This is a genomic window from Limnothrix sp. FACHB-406, from assembly GCF_014698235.1.
GTDB lineage: Bacteria > Cyanobacteriota > Cyanobacteriia > CACIAM-69d > CACIAM-69d > CACIAM-69d.
Window position 1 is genome coordinate 182,155 of sequence record NZ_JACJSP010000003.1, and the last position, 24,780, is coordinate 206,934.

19 protein-coding genes are annotated in these 24,780 nt (G+C 52.6%); 12 read left to right on the forward strand and 7 right to left on the reverse strand.

Annotated elements, in window-relative coordinates; all coding sequences use genetic code 11:
* Positions 1–43: 43 nt before the first annotated feature.
* The 4 genes from H6G53_RS04375 to H6G53_RS04390 form a co-directional block, all read right to left on the reverse strand.
* Entirely contained in the window at positions 44–919 is an 876-nt protein-coding gene (locus H6G53_RS04375) for an aldose epimerase (protein WP_190531054.1), read from the reverse strand.
* 174 nt (positions 920–1,093) lie between these two features.
* Positions 1,094–2,419: a CAP domain-containing protein gene (locus H6G53_RS04380; RefSeq protein WP_190531056.1), complete on the reverse strand. Its 1,326-nt coding sequence runs from the start codon at positions 2,417–2,419 to the stop codon at positions 1,094–1,096.
* 86 nt (positions 2,420–2,505) lie between these two features.
* Positions 2,506–3,984, reverse strand: a complete 1,479-nt coding sequence (locus H6G53_RS04385) for a DUF4335 domain-containing protein (protein WP_190531058.1) — start codon at positions 3,982–3,984, stop codon at positions 2,506–2,508.
* Positions 3,981–4,616 carry a DUF3038 domain-containing protein gene (locus H6G53_RS04390; protein WP_099532463.1) on the reverse strand — a complete coding sequence of 212 codons (636 nt, stop codon included), beginning with the start codon at positions 4,614–4,616 and terminating at the stop codon, positions 3,981–3,983. The genes H6G53_RS04385 and H6G53_RS04390 overlap by 4 nt, the downstream gene beginning before the upstream one ends.
* A gap of 362 nt (positions 4,617–4,978) precedes the next feature.
* Between H6G53_RS04390 and H6G53_RS04395 the strand changes: the two genes are divergently transcribed.
* Both H6G53_RS04395 and H6G53_RS04400 read left to right on the forward strand, forming a co-directional pair.
* Positions 4,979–5,515 (forward strand): adenine phosphoribosyltransferase, encoded by a 537-nt coding sequence (locus tag H6G53_RS04395; protein ID WP_099532461.1) that lies wholly within the window; start codon positions 4,979–4,981, stop codon positions 5,513–5,515.
* 593 nt (positions 5,516–6,108) lie between these two features.
* Positions 6,109–7,029: an NF038130 family PEP-CTERM protein gene (locus H6G53_RS04400; RefSeq protein ID WP_190531060.1), complete on the forward strand. Its 921-nt coding sequence runs from the start codon at positions 6,109–6,111 to the stop codon at positions 7,027–7,029.
* A gap of 273 nt (positions 7,030–7,302) precedes the next feature.
* Here H6G53_RS04400 and H6G53_RS04405 read toward each other — a convergent pair whose 3' ends face one another.
* Positions 7,303–7,977: a VWA domain-containing protein gene (locus H6G53_RS04405; protein WP_234406659.1), complete on the reverse strand. Its 675-nt coding sequence runs from the start codon at positions 7,975–7,977 to the stop codon at positions 7,303–7,305.
* A gap of 711 nt (positions 7,978–8,688) precedes the next feature.
* Here H6G53_RS04405 and H6G53_RS04410 point away from each other — a divergent pair.
* Both H6G53_RS04410 and H6G53_RS04415 read left to right on the forward strand, forming a co-directional pair.
* Positions 8,689–11,277 carry a glycogen/starch/alpha-glucan phosphorylase gene (locus H6G53_RS04410; protein WP_190531292.1) on the forward strand — a complete coding sequence of 863 codons (2,589 nt, stop codon included), beginning with the start codon at positions 8,689–8,691 and terminating at the stop codon, positions 11,275–11,277.
* Positions 11,278–11,721: 444 nt separating this feature from the next.
* A complete protein-coding gene (locus tag H6G53_RS04415; RefSeq protein ID WP_190531062.1) occupies positions 11,722–13,161 on the forward strand; it encodes a sensor histidine kinase in 1,440 nt (479 codons plus the stop codon).
* Positions 13,162–13,176: 15 nt separating this feature from the next.
* On the opposite strand, the gene H6G53_RS04420 is transcribed toward H6G53_RS04415, so the two are convergent.
* The gene (locus H6G53_RS04420; RefSeq protein ID WP_099532456.1) at positions 13,177–15,141 is read right to left on the reverse strand and encodes an FAD-dependent oxidoreductase; all 1,965 of its coding nucleotides are present in this window, start codon (positions 15,139–15,141) and stop codon (positions 13,177–13,179) included.
* Positions 15,142–15,258: 117 nt separating this feature from the next.
* Positions 15,259–16,758, reverse strand: a complete 1,500-nt coding sequence (locus H6G53_RS04425) for a DUF2079 domain-containing protein (RefSeq protein WP_190531065.1) — start codon at positions 16,756–16,758, stop codon at positions 15,259–15,261.
* A 174-nt stretch (positions 16,759–16,932) separates the two neighbouring features.
* On the opposite strand from H6G53_RS04425, the gene H6G53_RS04430 reads away from it, so the two are divergent.
* The 8 genes from H6G53_RS04430 to ctaD all read left to right on the forward strand — a co-directional run bounded on the left by H6G53_RS04430 (position 16,933) and on the right by ctaD (position 24,724).
* Entirely contained in the window at positions 16,933–18,003 is a 1,071-nt protein-coding gene (locus H6G53_RS04430) for a DUF262 domain-containing protein (RefSeq protein WP_190531067.1), read from the forward strand.
* Positions 18,004–18,090: 87 nt separating this feature from the next.
* A complete protein-coding gene (locus tag H6G53_RS04435) occupies positions 18,091–18,738 on the forward strand; it encodes a hypothetical protein (protein ID WP_190531069.1) in 648 nt (215 codons plus the stop codon).
* Between the two features lie 122 nt (positions 18,739–18,860).
* Positions 18,861–19,502, forward strand: a complete 642-nt coding sequence (locus H6G53_RS04440) for a hypothetical protein (protein WP_190531071.1) — start codon at positions 18,861–18,863, stop codon at positions 19,500–19,502.
* A gap of 96 nt (positions 19,503–19,598) precedes the next feature.
* The gene (locus H6G53_RS04445; protein WP_190531073.1) at positions 19,599–20,189 is read left to right on the forward strand and encodes a Uma2 family endonuclease; all 591 of its coding nucleotides are present in this window, start codon (positions 19,599–19,601) and stop codon (positions 20,187–20,189) included.
* A 717-nt stretch (positions 20,190–20,906) separates the two neighbouring features.
* Positions 20,907–21,404: a DUF2231 domain-containing protein gene (locus H6G53_RS04450; protein ID WP_190355758.1), complete on the forward strand. Its 498-nt coding sequence runs from the start codon at positions 20,907–20,909 to the stop codon at positions 21,402–21,404.
* On the forward strand, positions 21,404–22,021 hold the full coding sequence (locus H6G53_RS04455; protein ID WP_190355757.1) for a DUF2231 domain-containing protein: 618 nt from the start codon (positions 21,404–21,406) through the stop codon (positions 22,019–22,021). Before H6G53_RS04450 ends, H6G53_RS04455 begins: the two co-directional genes overlap by 1 nt.
* Entirely contained in the window at positions 22,018–22,956 is a 939-nt protein-coding gene (locus tag H6G53_RS04460; protein ID WP_190531075.1) for a cytochrome c oxidase subunit II, read from the forward strand. The genes H6G53_RS04455 and H6G53_RS04460 overlap by 4 nt, the downstream gene beginning before the upstream one ends.
* A gap of 85 nt (positions 22,957–23,041) precedes the next feature.
* Positions 23,042–24,724: a cytochrome c oxidase subunit I gene (ctaD, locus tag H6G53_RS04465; protein WP_190531078.1), complete on the forward strand. Its 1,683-nt coding sequence runs from the start codon at positions 23,042–23,044 to the stop codon at positions 24,722–24,724.
* Positions 24,725–24,780 lie beyond the last annotated feature (56 nt).

Genomic DNA, 24,780 nt, shown 5'->3' on the forward strand with positions numbered 1-24,780 from the left:
ACGACATCAACCGAAAATAGAGAGCCGCTGAGCGGCCATAATTCTAGCAGTTATGTTGCAGTTGTAAGCGCACCTGATTGGTGTGAGTTGCACCGGGATCAAGCCATAGCAATTGTTCGCCCGTGTTTAAGGCATTGCGCGGCCCTGTCCAGGGTTCCAGACAATAGAAAGGTTTACCCTTCAACGTCCAAAACACCAAGGTGCGGTAACTGGCATCAAACTCCAGGCTGAGGGTTTGTTGTTGCTGACGATCTGTGACCGTGGCCGACAGGCGATCGACCACAGGAAATCGCAGATCTAATTCATCTTGCTCAAAATCCAAATTGCCATCAAATGCCCCAGTTGATTGGCGCTTTTGATCAAAGTATTCAGTAACCGGAAGATCGATCGCCAGGGCCGATTTATCCGCCACGTTGAAGTAGGGATGCAACCCAGAAGAAAAGGGCATGGGGCGATCGCCCAAGTTGTGATGGTTTTGAATAATTTCTAACTGATTGCCCTGCAATCGATAGGTGAAATCCAATCGAAACTGAAAGGGATAAACGGCGAGGGTTGCGGGCGTGGCATCGAGGGTGAGGGTAATGCTCGCTGCGTCGCGCAAGTCGGAGCCAGTGACCATCCAAGGCAAATCGCGCGCGAAACCATGCTGCTTGAGAATGCCCGCTTCTCCACTGGGTAGCTGATAGCGATTGTCCGGCAAGTTCCCGCAAATGGGAAACAGAATGGGGATCCCGCCACGAATGCTGAGGTTGGGATCTTGATAGCGATCGCGATCGAGATAAAGCAACTCTTGGCCCTGAATTGCCCAGCGGGTGATGATGCCGCCGCGATCGGGAACCACTTCCAAAACGGACTGGGCAGCCCCATCGGTCAAGCGAAAGACCGGCCACTGTTCAGCTAATTCTTCAACTTGAAACATGAGGTTCTGAATCCTGAATGAGTGGCAGAGGCTAGAACGGGGCTGCCCTAGTTCATAGGGTCAAGGTTGCGGGATCAGTCATCATCACAAGGGGCTTAAGCTCCTTGCTGCCTAACCGTTTGGCGGCGGCAACAGTCATTGGGTCTGACCTATCAAAATCCGCTTGCCATGCGACTAGAACGGGGCTTGACCAGTGAAATTCCCCGGCGGTGAATAGCGACAAACCAAGGTATCGTTACCACCGCCCGAGGCCAGACCGCAGCCCACTTGCGTTGTGTTGCGCCAAACGATTTGAGTGTAGTGTCCCACATCGGCCCAGTTGCCGGTGGTGCTGACGTTGGGGAAAATTCCCTGCTTGAAAAACCGCTTTTCGGCTCCCCACAAATCCACCAGCGCTTTGGTGGAATAGGCCCCACTGGTTCCTCGGGCTAAATTTTCGCCCTGGCCGGTGTTTTGGGCATGGTTAAAGGCTCCGGTGGATGCCAATTGGTTCGCCCAGGCCTGGGCATCCCTGGCCAAGGAGTCTGACCAAGTGAGAGGGGCAACGCCCACCGCCGATCGATAGCTGTTGTGGGTGGTGAGGATGTCGTTCGTGAAGGTGCTGGTTCCGCCGCCGCTGGTTCCGCCGCCGTTGGTGGTAGTACCGGCCGCGCGGGCCACAGCATCGGGGGTAGCCCCCAAAAAGAAGGCAATTTCTTGACCGGCCGCATTGGTCACTAGCGTGCCGGTAATGGAGCCGTCGCCGTCGGGATCAATGTCCACGCCCACGGTGCTCTGAATCGTTTGGCGAATGGTGGCGGCCGTGGCATTGGCAGGCAGGGTTAAACCCGGAGGCAAGATGCCGCTGCTGCCTTGCAGGAGGGTGACCAGGAAGCTGAGGGAATAGCTGGTGGCTTGGAAGCGCATATCGCTGGCATTCAGATTGTTGAGTTGCAGGCGATCGACCGTGGGATCAAAATCCAACACCACGTCCACATTGCTGAGGCCGGTGGCATCACCCCGCAGGCTAAAGGTATCGGCTCCTGCACCGCCGATCAGCACATCGCTGCCCAAATCGCCGCTCAGGAAATCATTGCCCGCCCCGCCCAGGAGCAGATCGGAATCGCGCCCTCCCACTAGCGTATCGTTACCGTCGCCACCCGCAACCCAATCGTTACCCAAGTTCCCAGCCACGAGGTCATCCCCCAGCCCGCCATCGAGGTCGTCTTGGTCGCGACCGCCCAACAGGCTGTCGTTTCCACCGTTGCCCCGCAGCCGATCGTTGCCCAAGTTGCCATAGATAAAGTCGCCCCCTTCGGAACCTTGAACGCTGTCTGCACCTTCCAGGGCCCGCAAACCTTGGGGGGCGGTGGCGAGCAAGTTGGCCGGAACGGTGTAGTTATCGTTACCGGTACTCAGATCAAAAAATCCTTCGGGAGAAAGACCAGCCATAGCTAGGAACACCAGGGGAATGGAGGATTGGGATTGGGGCGATCGAGTCGGTGTGGGTGCTTGAGCCAAATCAACCCAGCCATGAACCCAGCGATCGACCCAGCGATCGACCTAACCCCAAGGCCAACATACCCAGGAAATCCCCAAGAATCAGGTTAGGAACGCACATCGATCGACCCGTCGGGCCAAAAAACCACTCGAAACTGAGCCAAGGGAGCCAGTTGCACCTTGCCGTTGTCGCCTTTGATGGCGCTGGCGGCCGGGTTCAGCAATGGGCCCAGGGGGAAGGGTTTTTGGGCCGCATTGCGATTGGCGGGATCCGCGTCTACGGCGATGCCAACAGCGTTGGTGCGCACGTCATACATCAGGGGCATACTGGGCGCAGATTTGCCCTGCCAGGCGGTTCGCAAGCTCTTTTCGAGCTGGGCGCGGGCAGTTTCACGGGCGATCGCGTCGCTGAGGCTGGGATTCTGAATTCGGTTGACAGCGGCATTGCTGGCGTTCACCGATTTCATGGGGATCACTTGCACCCCCTGGGCAGCGCTGAAGGAGACCTGGAAAGTGGCTAGCGGTTCCCCGGTATTAGCCCGATCGAGGGGCTTAAACAGCAATTTGGGCAACGGGGTACGGGCGATCGCCTCTTGGGCCATGGCGTTTTCCGGCAAATAGCCCACGATCGAGCCATCCTCGCCCACACTCACCCGGTAGTTCAGGGTCAGGGCCAAATTCTGGCGATCGGTCCAAGCCTGATCCAACTGACCGAGGAGATATCGCTCCAAGGCTGCCAACTGTTTGGGATCCGTCACCGGCTTAGCGGGAGTCAACAGCGTATCGGCTCCTTCTCCGGCCAGGGGCGAGGGCACTGGCACCGACGAGGGGGGAATGGCTGCACTCGTGCTGGCTGGGGATGCCGCCGGGAGCGATCGGGTTTGGGGTTGGGGTTTGGTGGGGCTGGGGGCGGTGGCCGGTGAGGGTGCGGGCAAGGCCGACTGATTTTGAGGCGTGGGTGTGGGCGTGGGCCGCAACAGATCCTTGGGTTGTTGCACCTTGGGCACGGGCAGCATAAACAACAACCCCGCCGCCACGGCCAACCCGGAAGCGCCCAAGGCCACGGGAGCCGCCCGTTGCACCAGCGGTTCCGCCTGCACCAGGTCATGGCGAGACACCGGAGAGAACACCTGCTGGATGTCGGGCAAGGTTTTGGGATCGCCGTAGAACTGGTCGATCGTTTCCACCAAGTCAAACAGTTGCAGCGGGGTCAGCAATAGCTCGATCGGCTGCGGCGGGCCATCGCCGGGCCCCTCCGGATTCGGCGGCGGCATCACCAACAATCGATGTTTGCCCCCATCGGCTGCCACAACCGCCACATTGGGCTGACTGGGATCGATCGCTGTGGGTAACTGGGGCGATTGAATGCCGCTGAAGCAACCCTGGGCGTATTGACTCACCACCTGGGCAAACCGCTCAAAAAAGCTGCGATCACACAAAAATCCCTGGCCATGGGCAGGAAACTGACAATTCACCGTCAACAGCACCGATAAAGTCGGTCTTGCTTCCCCCACCTCTGCCAATGAATCCATGCCCTCCAGGGTCAGGACACAATTGGGCAAGCTGTACTGTCGTTGAATTGTCACGCCACTTCTCCGTCAAACAAACTAATCCAAAAGCGTTCCAGCCCCGCCGTTGACGAACAGTACAGTAACTGTTCCAGCAAGCGGAGGGCCAGGGTATTCAGGGCCTCGTCGGTGTTGTAAACCGTCACGGCCGATCGGCGTGGATTCATCCGGGCCCGGAAGTGGGCCCGGAACCGCTCCAGATAATCCGCCAGCCGAAAATGGTGCTCGAAGGATAGATCCTGCTCCTCCAGCCGCTCGCAAGCCAGAAGTAATTGCCGAATCAGCACCGTCAGTCGCTTGGCCAAATAAACCACAATCGTGGTCAGGGCCTTGGCCTCATTCAAGCTCAGGGGCCGCCGTTGCACCGCCCGCCGCAAAGGATTCGTGGCTCGCAGTCGCCACAGGTTAACCTTTGTGCCAACCACGCTCGTGATTCCCAGCTCTTGGGCACAGTAAAGAATCGCCTCAGACCCGCTGAGATCGAGGGCTTCGATCGCCAGGAGCATCAAGTCCAGTTGTTGGCGGGCCCGCCGGGGGCATTCACCATCTTTCACGGGCGGGTTGGGCAACCGCTCCAAAATCGGCGGGATCTCCGGTGAATCTGCGGGAACAGGCGATCGATCGGCAAACATTGCACTCGAAGAAGTCATCGGCACAGAATCACATCAGCAATTCAATGAAACCATTGATTAGAAAATCATTTCGATCCATCGGTCAATCCGTCCAATTGTCCTTGCGGGGGCTGGGGGTCAATCCCGCCCAAGCGAAGACCCCAGGGATCTGGGGCGATCGGGGAGGATCAGGCGGCCTGTGCCACTTGGGCGATCGGACTCTGAACAATCCTGCAATCATCCCGTAAGCACCACCCCCCGGACGATCGGTTACAAAATTCAGCCCTGTAATTCAGCGATACTGATTTCGCGCTGAATTTCACACTGAACTTCGCCATGATTCCGCCAAACGATCCCCACCAGTTTAAGCAGTTTTAGGCAATCTCCTGGAGAAAACTCAGATGACCACACCCCAATCCCAGCCGACGGATTTGCATCGTCTGGTTCGTGCTATTCCTGATTTTCCACAGCCCGGAATTGTTTTCCGAGATATTACAACCCTTCTGCGCGATCGGGATGGCTTGCAACAGGCCGTGGATCACCTACACGATCGCTGTCATGATCTGCGCCCGGATTTTGTGGCCGGCATCGAAGCGCGCGGGTTTCTGTTCGGCCCGGCCTTGGCGTTGGCCTTGGGTGTGGGCTTTGTGCCCCTGCGCAAACCGGGCAAACTCCCCGCCGCCACCCATGGTGTGGAATATGACTTGGAATATGGGCGCGATCGCCTGGAAATTCACCAAGATGCGATCAGCCCCGGTTCACGGGTGTTGGTGGTGGATGACGTAATCGCTACCGGGGGCACTGCCGCCGCCGCTGGGCAACTGATCCATCAAATCGAAGCAACCCTAGTGGGCTATGGCTTTTTGATTGAACTCCAAGACCTGAAGGGGCGCGATCGCCTGCCCGATGTGCCGGTTCGATCAGTGCTGGTTTATTGATCAGCAAATTGACCGGCTACTCACCCCTTTGACTGGGCCCTGAATCAGCGCTGGTTCGTTAAGCGGGAGATTAGGAACTAAAGATTGGTCTGTTGAGCAAGGATGTTGATTGGGTGTGACCAGTTGGGATGGACTCCGATTGGTAACTCTTAACCATTCTTAGCAACTTGATCGAGATGCGTATTGGCAACCTTATTTTCTTGACTTGCTTGGGAATGGTCTATTCATTGCGATTTTTTTCGCAACCTCATTCTGTTTGATTCATCCGAGCATGTGATGTGTGATCGAAATCAACGATCAAAGAGATCAATCTCAGATCCCCATCGCAAGGTGTGATCAAGATCAATCATCGAAGCTTTCAGCAGAACTTCATCAACTCCTTAAGAACCATCTGCACAACTTTATCCAGTCTTTACCTAATCGCCCTGGCCCTTCCCATAGGATTACATCAGTAGCAGGTTAAGTCAGCCCAGTGCGCCCAAAACCCTGATGGCTGACCAGCGCAAAGACAAGCGCGTCCTAGCTGGGTGCTCCTTAAAAACAAGCCCAAAATTTTTAGCCCAAGTTAGCTCAAGACTGTTGGAGTCGAAAACATGGTTGGACTTTTCCCCAAACTGGTCGTAAGCGCCTCAATGGCCGCTGGCGTGGGGTTGTTTGCCGGAGCACCAGCCCTCGCCGCCAGCCTCCAAGGTGCCAGCACCACCGGCAATATTCTGGTGTATTGCTCGAACGGCACCAACACCTTTCTGTGCGATAACAGCAACCTCGGCACTGCCCTGCAAGGGGACTTGACCGCGCCGGGTGGCAACGTCGAGCTATTCGCAGACAGCGAAACTGCACCCGGTCTAGCCAAGTTCCTGAGCGGTACCTACAGCACCCTCACTGGCACTCTGAACGGTCAAGCCATTGAGTTCCGCAGCCTGGTTAAGTCCGACTGGACAGCCCAATTTACCCAAGCTTGGCTGACGGATGTGGCTGCCCAAAACGGCATTAGCAGCATTTTGACCGGTAATTTTCTGTCAGAAGCGGTTGGTTATTTCACCTCCAACACGACGGAAGCCAATGCCGCTTTGGCCAGACTGAGTGACCCGAACGTCGCCTTCGTGAACCAAGACCTGGTAAGCGGGGTGATTTCGGTGGGTCTAGCGGGTCACATGGACGTGACCAGTATTGTGTCGGGGCTGATTGCCACCAGCAAAACCCTGACGAATATTCAAAAAACTCAGTACAGCAACGTCATCAAAGCCCTGGGAACGCAAGGGGTGAAGCTGCAAGCCAGCGAGCTGGTGAAGGTGCTTTACGATGGCCAAGAAACTGTCCGTTACGGTGGTCAGGGGATCGCTTCTGGTCAGGTGGAAGCGGGTGATGGAAAGTCCCACAACGGAACCTACCTGGTGCAGTTCCAAGGCAAGTTGCCGGAACCGCCAGCCGCCACGCCGGAGCCGTCTTTGATGGTTGGTTTGGCTGCGGTGGGTAGCTGGGTGGCGCTGAAGCGTCGCCAAAACCGTGCCTAATTCGCCTCAGAAAGTCGCTCTTGAAAATTGAGCTGAAAAATGGGGGGTGATGCCATGAACTTGGCATCACCCCCCATTCGTTTTGGGACTTGTTTTGAGTCTGATTTTGATTCTCGGGGATCAGCGATCGGGTCTGGGATCGCTGATTTTGACTGTAGTTGGCAATCTGAATTGAGTATTGACATCCTCCCCAGCTTAAAGAGGATTGAACAGTCAGTACTGACCAATCTTGACCAGTACTGACTAATATTGAATCTGCCCAATTAACGATCGCTAAACTTCGCTCCAACCCGTGGGGGAAGGGAGGGGAACCTGTTCGCCGGGGCGCGATCGAGACACTTGCTGCATACTGGCCGAAAGCCACAGAAACAGCTCCTGGAAGCTGAGACCTTTGAGCTTCAGGGGCGATCGCACCGTGAGGGATCCCAGCCGCTCCATGTCTGCACCTTCAACACCCACGGCAAAAAAGGCGAGTGCTTTACGGGCTTCTTCATCGCGAATTCGGGTGGCGGCGGCTCCTAGCACTTCCGCATCATCACTGGGCGCACCGTCAGTAATTAAGAAAATCCAAGGACGGTAGTAAGCCACGCCATTGCTGCGATACTGGGCTTTACGATCGCGCAGCAAATCCAAGGCCGCATGGATTGCAGCTCCCATGTAGGTCATGCCGCCGGCTCGGAGCCGAGGCGCTTCAAAACTATCGGCCGTCACAAAGTCTTGAAGCACTTCCACCCGATCGGCAAAGGTTGCGATCGCCACTTCCACCCGTTTCGCTGCTAGGGAGTCGCCGTTGAGATCAGCCTGGAAAGCTTGCAAGCCAGCTTCCAGAGCGGTTAAAGGCGCGCCCTGCATGGAGGTTGAGACATCCAGCAGCAGCACGCAAGGGCAGCGCGGCTCTGGGTTTTCTGCGAAGGCGATCGCCTCTTCAAAGTCAAAATTTCCAGACACCATTAAAACTTCTAGACACGACGGAAGCGACGAAAATGACTCGGCTAGACTAGGACTCAACCTGAGGATGATCAACCGCTGACTCCCTGCGGACTGCCAGAGCTGACCACAGCTCTAGTTTTCCAAGCAAGACGAGGTTAGAGTGCATCCCAAGGCCTGATCCGCATCATTTGTTTGAGGAGTGGGGTCATAACCCAAGCCAATAACTTCAGTTATCAACTGCTCCCCACGCACCATTGAGTTTCCCAGACCCGGCTTTTGGGTGTTACTTTCCCCTAGACCCGGTTTGGGGTGATGGGTTCCACTGGCCACAATCAACTAACTCAATTAGACAACATCAATCCAGTTAGAAAACAGTCAGCCAGCGCCAGTGACTCCTCCGACCCGATCGCCCTGTTCGATCGCCCTGGTTAATCCGGGCCTCGATCGGGAACCCCGATCGCCACACCCAATCACCACGATTGAGATTTCCTAAGATTGAGATTTCCGAAGGTTGATACCCCAAAGGTTTGATTCACTGCACTGGTTGATTGAGTTGATAGGCAGTTTGGATATCCGGTGGGGATCGCTACGATCGGGATCAAGTCTATTTTCCCTTGAACCTTGGGCAGTGCCAGGGCCGGTTCCGGCTCCCTGCCCATGCCCGATCGTCCCCTTGGCCCCCACGGCCGTTCGGCCTCTCACCTGATTTCTTTACCCACCGCCGCCCCTATGACCTCTACCGGACAACCGCTCTCGAATTACACGGAATCATTTGACATTCAGGGAAACTACTGCCCGATTACCGTTCACGTGGAGGACGATCGCACCGGGATGGCCCCCGACACGTTGCGGCGTGCCTTTGCCGACAACCTGTACTACATCCAAGGCAAAAACGAACTCACCGCCACGCCCTTTGACTACTACATGGCGCTGGCCTACACGGTGCGCGATCGCCTGTTGCACCGCTGGATCGCCAGCAACACCACCTACATGCAACAGGACGTGAAAACGGTCTGTTACCTGTCAGCGGAATTTTTGCTGGGGCGACAGTTGGGCAAGACCATGCTCAACCTGGGGATGTACGAAAAAGCCAAGCAGGTGGTTACGGAAGCTGGCTTAGACTTCAATCACCTGTTGGAATTGGAGCCAGAACCGGGGCTTGGCAACGGTGGTTTGGGGCGGCTTGCGGCTTGCTTTTTGGACTCGCTAGCCACCTTAGAGATTCCGGCGATCGGCTACGGCATCCGCTACGAATTTGGCATCTTTGATCAGCGGATCGAAGATGGGGCCCAGGTGGAGCGGCCCGATAAATGGCTGCGGTTCGGCAATCCCTGGGAAATTCGTCACCCGGAATTGACCGTGGAAGTGGGCTTTGGGGGACACACGGAACAGTACGTGGACGAGCATGGCCATGGTCGCTGTCGCTGGGTTCCGGCCCGACGCATTTTGGGCACGCCCCACGATGTGCCGATCGCGGGGTACAACAACAACACCGTCAGCACCCTGCGCCTGTGGAAAGCCAGCGCCAGTGAAGAGTTTAATTTCCAGGTGTTCGATCGGGGTGACTATACCGGAGCCGTGGCCGACCAAATTTTGTCGGAAAACATCTCCAAGGTGCTTTACCCCAACGACAACACGGCCCAAGGAAAGCAACTGCGCTTTGAGCAGCAATACTTCTTCGTGAGCTGCTCCCTGCAAGACGCAATCAACCGCTACCGGCGCGATCGGCGGCGGGGACTGGAATACCTGCACGAAAGCATCGCCATTCAGCTCAACGACACCCACCCCGCGATCGCCGTGGCCGAACTAATGCGGCTACTGATCGATCGCTACGATTTGGGTTGGAACCGCGCTTGGCACGTCACCCGTCAATGTTTGGCCTACACCAATCACACCCTGTTGATGGAAGCCCTAGAACGTTGGCCCGTCAACCTGTTCGAGCGGCTCTTGCCCCGCCACTTGGAAATCATCTACGAAATCAACCAGCGCTTCTTGGACGAAGTGCGGCTGCAATATCCCCACGACGAAGCCCGCGCCGGTCGGATGTCGTTGATTCAAGAAAATCCAGAGCGGATGGTGCGGATGGCCCATCTGGCCTGCGTTGGCAGCCATGCGATCAATGGGGTTGCGGCCTTGCACACGGACTTGCTGCAAAAGCACGTCCTCAACGACTTCTACACCTTCTGGCCCGAAAAGTTCCAGAACAAAACCAATGGCGTAACGCCCCGCCGTTGGCTGCTGTTGGCTAATCCTCGACTGTCCAAGCTGTTTACGGAAAAAATTGGGGACGATCGCTGGGTCAAGGATCTGGAGTTGTTGCAATCTCTGGAGCCGTTGGCGAATGATCCCGAATTCCGACACCGCTGGGCCGAAATCAAACAGGCCAACAAGCGGGAACTGGCGGACTATCTGTTGCTGTACAACGATTTGGAAGTGGATCCCCGAGCCATTTTCGATATCCAAGTGAAGCGAATTCACGAATACAAGCGGCAACTGCTGGACATTTTGTACGTGATTTCGCTCTACCAACAGCTCAAGCAAAATCCCAGCATGGATTTGCATCCTCGGGTGTTTATCTTTGCGGGCAAGGCGGCTCCTGGCTATTACTTGGCCAAGCTGATCATCCGATTGATCAACGGTGTGGCGGAGGTGGTGAACAACGACACCTCGATCGCCCGGCGGTTGCAGGTGGCCTTTGTGGCCAACTATTCCGTATCCTTGGGCCAGCGCATCTATCCGGCGGCGGATTTGTCGGAGCAAATTTCCACGGCGGGTAAGGAAGCATCTGGTACGGGAAATATGAAGTTTGCGCTCAACGGGGCCCTGACGATCGGGACGTTGGATGGGGCAAACATCGAAATTCGCGAAGCCGTGGGGCCCGACAACTTCTTCCTGTTTGGACTCACGGAGGCGGAAGTGGTGGCCCTCAAGGCCGAAGGCTACGATCCCATGGGCTACTACTACGGTGATCCGGAAATTCAAGGGGTCTTGAATGCGATCGCTGAGGGACAATTCAGCCGGGGCGATCGGGAGCTGTTCCGCCCCCTGCTCGATGCCCTGCTCTATCGGGATGAGTACATGGTCTTGGCGGACTACCGTGCCTATGCTGAAGCCCAAAGCAAGGTCGATCAGGCCTATCGCGATCGGGAATGGTGGACAAAATCCTCAATTCTCAATTCCGTGCGGATGGGTCGCTTCTCCAGCGATCGCACCATTCGGGAATATTGCCGCGATATTTGGCATGTGTCGCCCGTGCCCGTGTCCCTGGAGACTTATTCCCAATCCAATGCCGGTCTGAAAGTCAGCAACAATACCTAGCTGATCCCACTGATCTCTTGAAGATATTCCCTATCCCAACACCGCCCGATCGCAAGATTTGGCGGTGTTTTGTCGTTTTATGCCTATGGGAATAGAATCCAAATTTGAAACCAAAGGTTTAAACAAAGTTCAAATAGAACAAGAAATATTCATAGAGAAAATCAGTATGATCTCCTAATGATCTCCTATTAATTGTTCATTAAAATAATCAACATTCATGGTTCTCATCAAATACAGTCAGTTCAAGCCCTTTCAGCACATCGATCCAAACATCGATCCAATTCTATCCATATCTGCCTTGTAGCATTAATTACATCATCTGAACATTATCAAGACCTGCCTTGTAGCATTAATTACACTGCTCATCACCTATTCTGCACTCTCTTTCCTAAAAACGAGGCTCGGTCATTGGATATTAATTCGCACTGTTCTCAGGAATCAGTCATGGTTACTAATAATAATGCTGCCAATAATGCTACTGCGTTTAATATCAACGCAAATGCATTTCATGACCTCCAAAATGCCAACAGCCTGGGTGGAAAAGCAGAAGGGGATGATAAAACCTTTGATGCTTGGTTGGGCGATTGGGAATATGCGATCGATCGGACAGCCATCGTGGCCATTACCGATCACAAGGGTCAGATCATTTATGCCAATGACTATTTTTGCAAGCTTTCAAAATATGAACTCTCGGAACTGATGGGGCAGAATCATCGAATTCTGAACTCTGGCCATCACTCTGCGGAATTTTTCACGGAACTGTGGCAAACCATTTCACGGGGGAAAATCTGGCGCGGCGAAATTAAAAATCGCGCCAAGGATGGATCTGAATATTGGGTTTACACCATCATTGTGCCAATTGTGAGTCAGCGAGGAAAACCCGTGCGCTATTTGTCAGTGCGCACGGATATTACCGATCGCAAGCGGATTGAAGAGGCCCTGCAAGCGTCAGAACTGGCCCTGCGGCAACGGAACGAGGAGCTACAAAAAGCCCTGGCGGATTTGAGGGCGGCCCAGGCGCAAATTGTGCAACAGGAAAAAATGTCGAGCCTGGGGCAAATGGTGGCAGGCGTTGCCCACGAAATTAATAACCCCTTGAATTTCATTGCGGCGAATATCAGCCCTGCCCAAACCTACACGAAAGAACTGGTGCAATTGGTGGAGCTATATCGCAAAAGCTATCCCCAGCCAACGCCAGAAATTGCTGCCAAAATTGAAGAAATTGATTTGGATTTCATGGAATCCGACCTCTTGGATATTTTGAATTCCATGAAGTTGGGCACTCACCGGATTTGTGGAATCGTGAAGTCGTTGCGCACGTTTTCACGCTTGGATGAAGCAGAGTTGAAATTGGCAAATCTGCATGATGGCTTAGACAGTGCGCTGACCATTTTGGGGCATCGTTTGAAAGCCCACGACGATCGCCCTGAAATTCAAGTCTTGCGGCAATATGGTTCGCTGCCCAATGTGATGTGCTATTCGGGCAATATGAACCAGGTGTTTATGAATATTTTGGTGAATGCGGTTGATGCGATCGAGGACTATCACCGCCAGCTCAAGCGGGGATTGATGCACCCTCGTTCCGGCAGTGCAATTCCCTACAGTATTCAGGTCAGCACGCGCCTATGTGATCAAAATTGGGTTGAGGTGCAAATCACGGATAGTGGTTTGGGCATGAATTCCAAAACGATGGAGCATATTTTTGATCCCTTTTTCACCACCAAGCCGATCGGGAAAGGCACGGGTTTAGGCCTTTCCGTCAGCTATCAAATCATTGTCGATCGCCATCAGGGCGAACTGATTTGCACCTCTGAACCCGGCGAGGGCAGCACTTTCCTCATTCGCATTCCCGTAACACCGCCCCCAGGCTCATTCACGTCCTAAGACGCTGTTTTGTGCTTACCACCACCAGCGCAATCCTTGGGCTTTCATATGTTCACGCACCAAGGAAAACCGATTTTGGGGCACAATCTCGGCCGCAATTAAACTCTTGGGTTGCCGGTGCAACCAACCGGCGATCGAACCAGCAGCGGCCCCCGAACTCCATTCGCTGTAGTGAATGCGGGTGACCCCGTTCACAATGTGGGAAACGGCGATCGCCTTGCCACCAATCAACAGATTATCCACGCCCCGAGGAATCAGTGCCTCGATCGGGACAGCCACCGGCCGCACATGGGCAATATCCGCGCTGGCGTTGGTGGCCTCGCCGGGGTCTTCCCAGTTGCGATAGGCACAGCCCTGGATATCAATGTCGTAATGCACCATGGAGATTGAGGTGGCGGAAAAGTCGCGCATATTCTCAATGCCCCGATGCACGTCGTTTTCCCGAATCATGAAGGCATTTTGGCGATAGGCACTGCGGCCCAAAATGCGTCGCCCCTCGCGGATATAGGGCATCAGGCTCAAGCCCGATCGCGTCCCCATCGGCGTGTTGGGCCCCGCCAAATGCATCAGGGGAAATTCTTTTGTGGCCAGGGTTTTTAGCACCCATTCTGAAAAAATAAGCGCCCGTTCCTCGCCGTGGTGCAAGGCTTCCGTGGAAACGCCGCCCATCCAGTTTCGGTACTGATCCGTATCCATCAGCCGATCGCCCGTCAGGATCAAGGGCGGGTTCATCAGATTCCAGTTATTGCCATAGCCCCAATTGATCATGGCCATGTCCCCGGGGCTGGGCTTGCCGGTAATTCGGTTATCCAGCCGCATACTCACGATCCGCCGATATTTGAAAAAGCTGCGATCGAGAAAGGGCGGAAAACCCCAGAGGGAAAAGGTGCGTTGGTGTTCGTGCTTGGGGAAAGTGGGTTGCAGTCGGCCCAGTTGCTTGAGGCTGCGACCCTCATCATTGGCGATCGCCACCACAAAGGGGAACGTAAAGGCCTGGGTGCATTGGGGATTGTCCCAATTGGCCGCATTCGGCTCACCCAAGGTGCGGCGCGATTCCGATCCCAACCGGTGCGGCACACGGGCCCAGGCCACCAGCTCACCGGTATCCGTGGCATCAATCACCGTGAATCGCTTGCCCGGTACTGGTTCTAGGCGAATGGGTGTTTTCCGAAACGTGTCGTCACTGTTCCAGGAATACCAAGCCGGCAGTTCCTGAGACAAGCGCCCCGAGGGCACATAGTCCGCCCGAGGTGTGCGCCGCACTGCGTAGATCGCCGTAATATTGTGGCCCGTTGCATCAAAAGCTGCGCCCTTGAAGGCCGTGGCACTGCTCCAGCGGCTACCGGGAGCCAATTGGGCGGCCGCGGCCAACGCCTCACGCGCGGCCACATCGCCGGCCGAGGCTGGAAAGCATAGGGAACCAACCCAGCAGCTATCCACCTCGCGCACGGTTTTGATCGGCTGGTTGCGATCGGCCCAGCGTGGAATCTTGACCGGTTGGCGATAGATGCGCGATTTAAAGGCTTTCCAGCTTTCCGAGAGGTTGCCGGCCAAAATCATGTCCGCCGACTCATCGATCGCCGACACGCCTTGGGTGCTAATTTGCCCTCCAATCCAGGGCGACACCTCAATCACGCAGGTTCGTGCGCCCGACTGCATGGCATGAACGGCGGCCCCCACGCCCCCCAAGGATCCGCCCACCACTACCACTTCGCATTGCCAAACCTCTTGGGCCTGGGGCAGGGGCGACAATACGGGCCGGCCATTGCTGCCAAAGGAAGCCGTGATCCGGAGTTCGTTGGCCAAGTCCTTGGCGGGGCCCGGGGTGACGCTGAGGGGTTGCAGATCGTTCGGCGGTGGCAACTGTGAGTTGATGGCATCGGGGCGATCGAACGCGGCCAGGGTTGCGCCCGCCACAACAACCCCCAGCCCCAGGGTCACTTGTCCAAACCGTTGCCACAACCCAATCAGTCGCTGCATGTTGCCGTCTTATCCTTGGTTGCCGAAAGGCGAGGGGAATGGAAAAGGGTGCGATCGCCCGCGAAAATCACAGCAATTACGGAAATTGATGCTGACTGGCGATGCGCTCGTACTAGGCTAGCGCTGAAAGAGGACGATCCCACCGCGATCGAAGGCGATTTTGTAGGCCGGATTCGATCGCAATTCCCGATCCAATGATTGAGCAAACTCATGGGTGCTGCCCCAGCCCGGATGTTTCAGGTTCAGCAACACCCAATCGTATTCGCCCCAGTTGGGCGGCGGCGCGGTGGCGATCGTTTGGCGCAGCATAGTGCGGTGGCTGAGGTGTGGCCCCAAATCAGCGGTGGTGAGGATGCCGCCCCGTTGGCTAGCGGGGATCGATCGCTCCTGGGTTTGGATCAAGGTGATCGCCGCGTGACTGTCCGCCCAAGTGTCCAGTTCCGCCAAATAAATGGAGCCAAAATAGCCGAATTTGGCCAGGGCTAAAAAGCCAATCAGTGACCAAACCCAAATGGCCCGTCCGCTGGCGATCCAACTACGGAGCCGATCGCCCATTGATCCCAGGCGATCAAGCCAATCCCAGCGACCCCGCGCCAAGCTATCGATCGCCGCCACCAGCAAAAACGGCAAAATCGGCAGGGAATATTGATGCACCAAATCCCGCTGCTCGGCCACCGTGGACAGGGCATTCAACCCGATCGCCGGAGCCGCCGCCGCCCAGGCCCGCAGCCGGCCGCCCCCGAACCAAGGCAGCAACGGCCCCAAGATCAGCAGTAAATAGATCAGCGTGTCCCCCGAGAACAGCTTCCCCAGCACCAGTTGTGGCTTCAGGAACAGATTCAGCGCCGCCTCGGACACGCTGGAACCCAAGTAGGCATAGCGCCCGATCGCATCGTGGCTCAGTCCATGATTAAAGGCGGGGATCACGGCCTGGTTCACCACCAAAAACCAACCGACCCCCATCGCCAGCGCCACCAGCCCGGGCCACCGTTTGCGATCGAGCAACAACAACCAAGCGCCCATGGCCGCCACCGTAATCGACAGCACCGCCTTGCAGCCCATCACCCAGACCAGCACCAGCGCCAGGGCGATCGGCCGGTTGGCTCGCCCCAGCCAAATCGCCCCCAGCAACCCCGCGATCCCCATCACCTCCGGGTGGAAGTCAAACAAATTGACATTGAACACCACGGGATAGAGCAAATAGGCCCAGGCGATCGCCAGGGATTGGCCCGGATTCAGCCCCGCCTGTTTCGCTAGCGCCCAGGCCGGCATCGCCCCCGCCGCCAGCCCGATCGCCTGCACCAAAAACAGCCAGTAAATGCTCGGAAAAATGGCGTAGAGCAGCCCCACCCCAAAGAAGCTGTAGGCCGCGTGGTTACCCATGTGATGCATGTCCGACACGGTGGAAAACGGCGTTTCGCCGCGCCCCATCAGGTAGGCCACTTGGTCATAAATTGCCAAATCAAAGGCCGTTGATTGCAGCAGTTCATGGCGCACCACACTGCAAACCAACAGCATGATCGCCCAAATGCCCACCGACCACCAGAGCGATCGGGGGATCGATCGAAACCAGACTGCAATCGAACTTGCAATAGATGTCCAGATGGGCGATCGCATCTCGGGTTCCTGCAGCACAAATCGCCAACAGCCTACCACCGCCTGGACACAGTAACGGTATCAGACACCTTACTGGGATCAGTCATGAGGTCAGCTCTACAGTTTCTAGCCTTGGAAAATCGCTATATTTTTGCGATACTATTCAAGGCTGCCAAGGTAAATCACAGAAAATAAATGTCCAATTTTCGTCACGTACAGAAAACAGTATTTACGGTTGGAGACTTCTATGGCTGGGGGCGCGATGGAAGCTTAATTCTAAGTCCCAATTTTCAGAGACGCTCTGTCTGGAACCCTAGTGAGAAGTCCTTTCTCATTGACACAGTTGTTCGGAATTTACCTATTCCAGTGATTCTGATCAGAACAAGAACTAATATCAAAAATCTCAAAGTAGAGCGCGAAGTTGTAGATGGTCAACAGCGCTTACGAGCAGTTTTGTCTTTTGTAGATCCATCACTCCCCATGCTGGACTCAAAAAAAGATAGTTTTCTGGTCAAGAAAATACATAATGATCAGATTGCCGGGAAGCCTTTTTCTGATCTTCCTAATTCAATTAAGCAATCTATCCTTGATTATCAATTTAGCGTTGACATTTTACCCAGTGATACAGAGGATAGCGAGGTTTTAAGAATCTTTGCAAGAATGAACTCGACAGGCGTTTCGCTAAATTCTCAGGAGCTAAGAAATGCTCAGTATCATGGTGCTTTCAAACAATCCGTCTATCAATTAGCATATGAGCAGCTCAATCGATGGAGAAAATGGGGACTATTTTCAGAGTCTGAAATTGCTCGAATGAGAGAAGTTGAAGAAGTTAGTGATATTTTGCAGAGTATTATCTTGGGAAAAATTACTCGAAAGGATCAAAAATCACTCGATCAAACTTACGAAGATTATGATGAAATCTTCCCAAACCAAGACTTGTTTGAAAATCGTTTTCGCTTGATGATGGATGAAATTGATGATGAATTTGGGGATCTCATTAAGCACACATTCATATGCAAGACTGCCTCTTGGTTCTACCCATTTTTTCTGTTTTGCTATGACACTAAATTTGGTCTAGAAAGCCAACTGTCAACCTCTAAGTCACGAACTTCTCTTTCTGGTCTGCGGGATCACCTAGAACAAGCAAACGTCATCTATGACAATAAACAATACTCGGCTGAAGTCGCAAAGAGCTTGCGTGGTGCTACTACGACTGCTGACAGTCGAAGAGTTCGATTTGAGTTTTTGAAAGAAAATTTAAAATAGCGAAAAGCTTACGTAGCACCACCACAACTACTAGCAGTGCTGAAAGTTGAAGAGTTGAGTTTCGGTTCTTGAAAGAAAATTGATCCGATGAGGAAAAGTGATCAAGATCTGTTTCTGTCTTTTGAGAAACAGCAACAAACAATTGATAAAACCAGAAAGAAGTTTGTCAGTCTTGCCCAACAACGGATTATTGATCGCAAGGCTCTTCACGTTGCCTATGAGGGACTATTTTTAAATGCACATATTCGATTTGAAAGTCTTTTGGAAGATTTATTCTTAGGTCTTCTCGTTCAAGGAAAAAGCCAAGGACTAAGAACTTCCAGATCAGGCATTAAGCCTAGATTGCTGATTCGTAGTTACGCAGTTGCCCGTGATATCGTTTCAGGCTCAACCTCTGGAAAATATATAGATTGGTTACCCTACGAAAGAACACAGGAAAGAGCCAAGATTTTCTTCGTCCGGGATGGGTATCCATTTACAAATCTAGATAAACGTGACGTTGATCATTTAAGCCAATGCAATGCAATTCGTAATGCGATAGCACACAAAAGCCCTCAAAGTACAAAAACTTTTCATAAAAAGGTTATTCAATCTAGATCATTGCCTACTTCAGAAAGAACACCTGCAGGATTTCTAGCCGGTGTCCACAGCAGGAGAGAGCGCATTGATATTACAAGGTACGAATTTTATATCACCGAGCTACGAAGAATAGCTCAAAAACTATGTTGCGAGTAACTCACCGAATTAAAGTCAACCTCAAATCTTCACAGCGAATATTCATCATGATAGTCACATGCAGTGGCGGCAATGGCTAGAATCGATCGAGCCGCCGCCCCATTCCTCAGCCGCTCCCGCCCATGAACTATCAACAATGGCGCGATCAACTCTTTAGCCAGCCGGAACAAGCCGATCCCGTTTGCGCTGAGATGAGTCCCGAGTTTGATCGACTGCCGCGAGATCGCGCTTTTGATTACATTGATCAGGTTTTGGTGGATGCGGAAATTCACCAGCGATTTTCCCGCAATCAAATTGGCTTCGGCTTGAACTACATTTTTTCTAATAGCTGTAGTGATCTGCCCTTTTGCTATTTGCGCTGCTCAGAATCTCGCATCATTAAGGGCATTCAAAACCTCAACTATCTCTATCAAAACTATTTTGATCGATACTGTTTTGCGTCGATTCAATCGATTCAAGAAATTGGAGCAATTCAAGCGGGCGATCGCCTAGAGTTTCTGTGCTATATGTTCTGGGATTTGTTTGTGGTTTACCCTAGCAGTGCTTCTTCATCGGTGATTGCAGCCAGCTTGGAGGTGATGAGTGCCACTCTTGATCGCAAAAATGGCAACGCGATCGTCTCGGCAATTCACGGATTGGGGCATTGGGCATTGCATGATCAACGGGCGATCACCATTTTGGAGCAATGGTTAGCGAACTCGAACACACAAAATCCAGTGATTCGCAACTATGCCCTCCAAGCCAAAACAGGCTACATTCAGTAATTGAAAGTTGTCTATGATGACTCATCAACTAATCTTCATTACTTTCCCAAGATAGTTACGATATGCTGGGAAAAATTGCGCGATTGTTCCACAATCATGATTGCTCCTCCCCAATTCCTTAGCCCTGACGAGTATTTGGCTCTTGAAGCCCAGAGCGATATTCGGCATGAATACCTCGATAGGCAAGCCTATGCCATGGCCGGTGGTACAGATGCGCATACGACGATCGCGCTAAATTTGGCAAGCGAACTGCGATCGCACCTGAGAGGAACTGGTTGCCGTGTCTTTATGTCGGATATGAAGGTGCAGATTAATCAGGGCACGAAGTTTTTTTATCCCGATGTGATGGTGACTTGTGATCCGGGCGATCGCAATCAGCCGCTTTATAAATCAGCCCCTTGTTTGATTGTGGAAGTGTTATCAAATTCCACAGAAGCCTTCGATCGGGGACGCAAGTTTGCCGCCTATCGCCACCTCGACAGCTTGCGAGAATACGTTTTAATTTCTGCTCAACAGCCCCAGGTGGATATTTTTCGGCGCTCCGCAGCGGGCCAATGGATCTTGGAAAGTTACGAAGGCATCGATGCGAAATTGGTTTTGGAAACTGTAAATTATCAAGCTGGGTTCGATCACCTTTATGAAGATGTAATTTTTGACCAGATTCCTCCAGAACTACTTGAAATTTAAAAAATTTCAGTTCCTCTCTCTGGCGATTGATTCCAGAGTTGGAAATTTTCAGAGGCTAGTGAATGACTAGTCCAGCATTTTGAACTAGATAGAATTTCAGCTAAGAAAACCTAAAAATCAGCTCTGCTTTGAACTAAATAATTAATTTTGAATTAATCAAAGTGTTATTCAACATACAAAAATCTTAATTTTCAGTATGAAGACATTATTGAATTAGTGTTCAATGAATCTGACATTGAGGCCTGGTCGCACAGATTGATAGATAGAGAATCTATAGAAAAATGAGCAAGTTGGCATCCAACTTTCAAAAAATTCTGAAAAATGTGAAGCAATTGGTAATACTCTTGATAAAAATCTTAAAAAAACCAGTATAACTTACTGACATTTCCTATGTATCCACTAAACTAATAGGCGAAATGGTCAGCATTCATTTCAATTAAACAGTAGCCCAGTTTACAAAATACCTTTTTGCGTTGAAACATTTGATCAACACTTAGCGGTTAGTTTTTGATGAATTTATCATCACTGGCTGTCAGCCTCATGAATTGTGTTTCGTCGAGTAATCGGATTTTGAAAAATCGGCTCATAAATGGTTGTTCCTTCAAGAAATATCGTTGCCATTGGCAACAAGGTTAGTAATGACTAAATCGCGAAATTTATGATAATTATTGACCAATAGACCGGTATATTCAATCAATTGACAAACTTTTGACCAATATGTTGGAGTATCTCCCCCCGCTCAACGATCATAATTTGCCTTATCCAGATACGATGCACCCAATCGTGGTGCATTTTGTCATTGCGATGGTGTTATTTTCGGTTTTATGCGATGGCATTGCCTACTTCACGCGCAATCCGCGACTCTATGAAGTGAGCTGGTGGAATTTGTTTTTTGCAACCATTTCTATCTTCGTTGCCATTATTTTTGGGCAAATCGAAGCGGGCTTAGCTGAACCCTACAATGCTGCTGAAGCCACTTTAAATTTGCACACACTTCTGGGTTGGTCGCTGTCGGGAATTATCGCAGCAATGACAGCTTGGCGCTATGTGTTGCGATCACGCGATCCAAAAACCTTGCCCAATGCTTTTTTAGGGGTGGGAGTTTTGATGACCGTAATCGTGTGTTTCCAAATTTATCTGGGTGATGTTTTGGTTTGGGTCTACGGACTTCATACCGTGCCCGTGGTTGAGGCAGTGCGGGAGGGATTGTTGTAATGAATAATGATTTGATTGAGCAATTACAAAACCAGTTGGGGATCAATGGATTACCCTACACAATTCCGATTCATCCCAACTTGGTGCACTTGACCTTGGGCTTGTTTATTGTGGCGATCGCCTTTGATATTGTTGGTGTTTTGTTTCCCCTCGAAAAGCCGGTTTTCAAGTTTTTAGCGATTCCTGCCACGCGCTCTAATTTTTTTGATGTGGGCTGGTACAACATGCTGGCCGGGGCGATCGTCACCTTTTTGACGGTGGCTGCGGGCTTTTATGAAATGTTATTGGCTCGGCCACCAGCAGATGTGAAAAGCGCTTGGGGTTTGCAGGCCATGGAAACCATGTTGTGGCATGGCGTGGGTGGCGTTGTCCTGTTGTTATTAATTGTGGGCATGACCGTTTGGCGAGGATTTCAGCGGTTTGTTTGGCTGAAAGATCGATCGCGCCAAGTGCAATGGAGCTATCTTTTAGTGGGGCTAATCATCTTCGGTTTGATGTTTGTCCATGGAACCTTGGGGGCACAACTAGCCGCTGAATTTGGTGTGCACATCACCGCCGATCGCCTGTTGGATTTGGGTGAAAATCCTAACCTCGTTTTGAAATCATTCAATCCATGAAGATTCGCACCATCCTCACCTTAGGAACCCTAGCGATCGCCCTGGCCCTCGTCAGTTGGTGGATGGGAGAGCAGTCCTATACCTGGTTTCCCCCCCAAGCCTCGGCGGAGTCCCAACTGATCGATCGCCTATTCAGCTTTTTAGTGGCGATCGGGACATTTATTTTCCTAGGCGTGGTCGGGACGATCGTCTATGTGGTGCTGTTTCAACAAGCCAGTAAATATGACACCAGCGATGGCCCGCACATTGAAGGAAACGTCACGTTGGAAATAGTTTGGACGGCGATTCCCTTCATCCTCGTCGTTGGAATTGCCGCCTACAGCTACCACATTTACGATCGCATTTCTATCTTGGGCCCCATGGAGCATGTGCATGAATCAATGGCACATGACATGGCACCAGAGGCTCCAGCGATCGCCCCGGTTGCTGCTGAATCAAGCGATAGCAATGCGATCGCAAATCCAGAGGTTATGATTGCTGTGAAGTCTCGACAATGGGCTTGGGAATTCTATTACCCCGATCGGCAAGTCACTACGGCTGAATTGCATTTGCCAGCCGACCAACGGATTAGTTTGCAACTCACCTCGGAAGATGTCATCCACGGGTTTTATATTCCAGCCTTTCGGGTGAAGCAAGATATCATTCCAGGGCGTGCTATTACCCTGAAATTTACGCCCATCCGCGAAGGTCGATATCGTTTGCGCGACTCTCAGTACAGCGGCACTTACTTTGCGGCCATGCAAGCCGATGTGGTAGTGGAATCCTCTGATTCCTATCAACAATGGCTGACGGATGCGGCAAACCAACAGCTCACCGCCGCCTATAACCAAGCCTTTGATGAATTCCAGCGCTCCCCCGGTGGACGCACTGGCTGGCAAACGGTTCAGCCAGCGCCGCCGCCCCTCGTGAACTATCCCGGCAAAGGAACCAGTTAGCCATTAGTCGTTTTCGCTCAACTCCGTTTCACCAGGCTTTGAGCAAAGATCTCGGCATTTCAGAATAGTTTCCTCCAACCGATTTATGACCAATCTTGCTACCGAATTGATCGCCGCTTCTCAGCCACCTATGCCCGGTACGCCCAATGACTGGAAGCGTTTTTTTAGCTTCAGCACCGATCACAAAGTGATTGGGATTCAGTACCTAGTAACCTCCTTCTTTTTCTTTCTAGTAGGTGGCATTTTTGCCATGATTATTCGGGGCGAATTGATCACACCGGAAGCGGATTTGGTCGATCGCACCGTTTACAATGCCATGTTCACCATGCATGGCACGGTGATGTTGTTTTTGTGGACATTTCCTTGTCTATTGGGTCTGGGAAACTATCTCGTGCCCCTAATGATTGGCGCAAGGGATATGGCTTTTCCTCGGCTGAATGCGATCGCCTTTTGGATGGTGCCTGTCTTCGGCACGATTCTGATGGCGAGTTTTTTGGTGCCGGGCGGCCCAGCCCAAGCCGGTTGGTGGGCCTATCCACCTGTCAGCCTTCAAAATCCCACGGGCAACCTGATCAATGGTCAAATGCTATGGCTATTGGCGGTGGCGATTTCCGGCGTTTCGTCGATTATGGGTGCGGTGAATTTTGTCACCACGATCGCCCGCATGCGCGCCCCTGGCATGACTTGGTTTCGGATGCCGGTTTTTGTGTGGACGGTGTTAGCCGCCCAAATTATTCAACTGTTTGGTCTGCCCGCTTTGACCGCTGGCGCGGTGATGCTGTTGTTGGATCTGACCGTGGGGACAACGTTTTTTGATCCGGCCAAAGGTGGCGATCCGGTGCTGTTTCAGCACTTTTTCTGGTTCTATTCTCACCCGGCCGTTTATGTCATTATCTTGCCGATTTTTGGCATCTTCTCTGAGGTTTTGCCAGTCTATGCCCGTAAGCCCCTCTTTGGCTACAAAGTAGTTGCCATTTCATCCCTCATTATTACGGGTTTGAGTGCCATTGTTTGGGTTCACCACATGTTTGCCAGTGGCACACCGGGCTGGATGCGGATGATTTTCATGGCCACAACCATGCTGATCTCGGTGCCCACGGGGATTAAAGTTTTCGCCTGGGTTGCCACCATTTGGGGGGGTAAATTGCGCCTCAACACAGCCATGCTATTTGCCCTGGGCGGGCTGGTGATGTTCGTGTTTTCAGGCATCACCGGCATTATGTTGGCAGCAGTTCCGGTTGATATCCATGTGAACAACACCTATTTTGTGGTGGGGCATTTTCACTATGTGATTTACGGCGCAGTGGTGATGGGAATTTATGCAGCAATCTATCACTGGTTTCCCAAAATGACCGGGCGCATGTATTCCGAAGGGCTGGGGAAATTGCACTTTGCCCTAACTTTCATTGGCACTAATTTGAACTTCTTTCCCATGCATCCTTTGGGGTTGCAAGGGATGCCGCGCCGGGTCGCGTCTTACGATCCCGAATTTACGTTTTGGAATGTGGTGGCTAGCCTAGGAGCCTTTTTGTTGGGGATGTCTACCCTGCCGTTTATTTTGAACATGATTGGTTCTTGGGTGCAGGGTGAAAAAGCGCCCAAAAATCCCTGGCGGGCGATCGGGCTGGAGTGGCTGTTGTCTTCGCCGCCAACGGTTGAGAACTTCGAGGAACTCCCGATCGTGGTTTCTGAGCCTTATGGCTATGGCAAATCTGATCCCTTGGTGTCTAATCCCGACGAATTAGAGGTGGCCCATGAACCCAACTGAAACGAACTTGCGAGACGATGCATTGCCGGGAATTGCGGAGGCCCATGATGACGCAC

Excerpts from the sequence above, each read along its gene's own strand:
- H6G53_RS04430 (WP_190531067.1), top strand. The coding sequence starts at position 16,933 with ATGTCCAATTTTCGTCACGTACAGAAAACAGTATTTACGGTTGGAGAC.
- H6G53_RS04450 (WP_190355758.1), top strand. The coding sequence starts at position 20,907 with ATGTTGGAGTATCTCCCCCCGCTCAACGATCATAATTTGCCTTATCCA.
- H6G53_RS04390 (WP_099532463.1), bottom strand. The coding sequence starts at position 4,616 with ATGACTTCTTCGAGTGCAATGTTTGCCGATCGATCGCCTGTTCCCGCA.
- H6G53_RS04375 (WP_190531054.1), bottom strand. The coding sequence starts at position 919 with ATGTTTCAAGTTGAAGAATTAGCTGAACAGTGGCCGGTCTTTCGCTTG.
- H6G53_RS04445 (WP_190531073.1), top strand. The coding sequence starts at position 19,599 with ATGATTGCTCCTCCCCAATTCCTTAGCCCTGACGAGTATTTGGCTCTT.
- H6G53_RS04415 (WP_190531062.1), top strand. The coding sequence starts at position 11,722 with ATGGTTACTAATAATAATGCTGCCAATAATGCTACTGCGTTTAATATC.
- ctaD (WP_190531078.1), top strand. The coding sequence starts at position 23,042 with ATGACCAATCTTGCTACCGAATTGATCGCCGCTTCTCAGCCACCTATG.
- H6G53_RS04460 (WP_190531075.1), top strand. The coding sequence starts at position 22,018 with ATGAAGATTCGCACCATCCTCACCTTAGGAACCCTAGCGATCGCCCTG.
- H6G53_RS04425 (WP_190531065.1), bottom strand. The coding sequence starts at position 16,758 with ATGCGATCGCCCATCTGGACATCTATTGCAAGTTCGATTGCAGTCTGG.
- H6G53_RS04440 (WP_190531071.1), top strand. The coding sequence starts at position 18,861 with ATGAACTATCAACAATGGCGCGATCAACTCTTTAGCCAGCCGGAACAA.
- H6G53_RS04410 (WP_190531292.1), top strand. The coding sequence starts at position 8,689 with ATGACCTCTACCGGACAACCGCTCTCGAATTACACGGAATCATTTGAC.
- H6G53_RS04395 (WP_099532461.1), top strand. The coding sequence starts at position 4,979 with ATGACCACACCCCAATCCCAGCCGACGGATTTGCATCGTCTGGTTCGT.
- H6G53_RS04435 (WP_190531069.1), top strand. The coding sequence starts at position 18,091 with ATGAGGAAAAGTGATCAAGATCTGTTTCTGTCTTTTGAGAAACAGCAA.
- H6G53_RS04420 (WP_099532456.1), bottom strand. The coding sequence starts at position 15,141 with ATGCAGCGACTGATTGGGTTGTGGCAACGGTTTGGACAAGTGACCCTG.
- H6G53_RS04400 (WP_190531060.1), top strand. The coding sequence starts at position 6,109 with ATGGTTGGACTTTTCCCCAAACTGGTCGTAAGCGCCTCAATGGCCGCT.
- H6G53_RS04455 (WP_190355757.1), top strand. The coding sequence starts at position 21,404 with ATGAATAATGATTTGATTGAGCAATTACAAAACCAGTTGGGGATCAAT.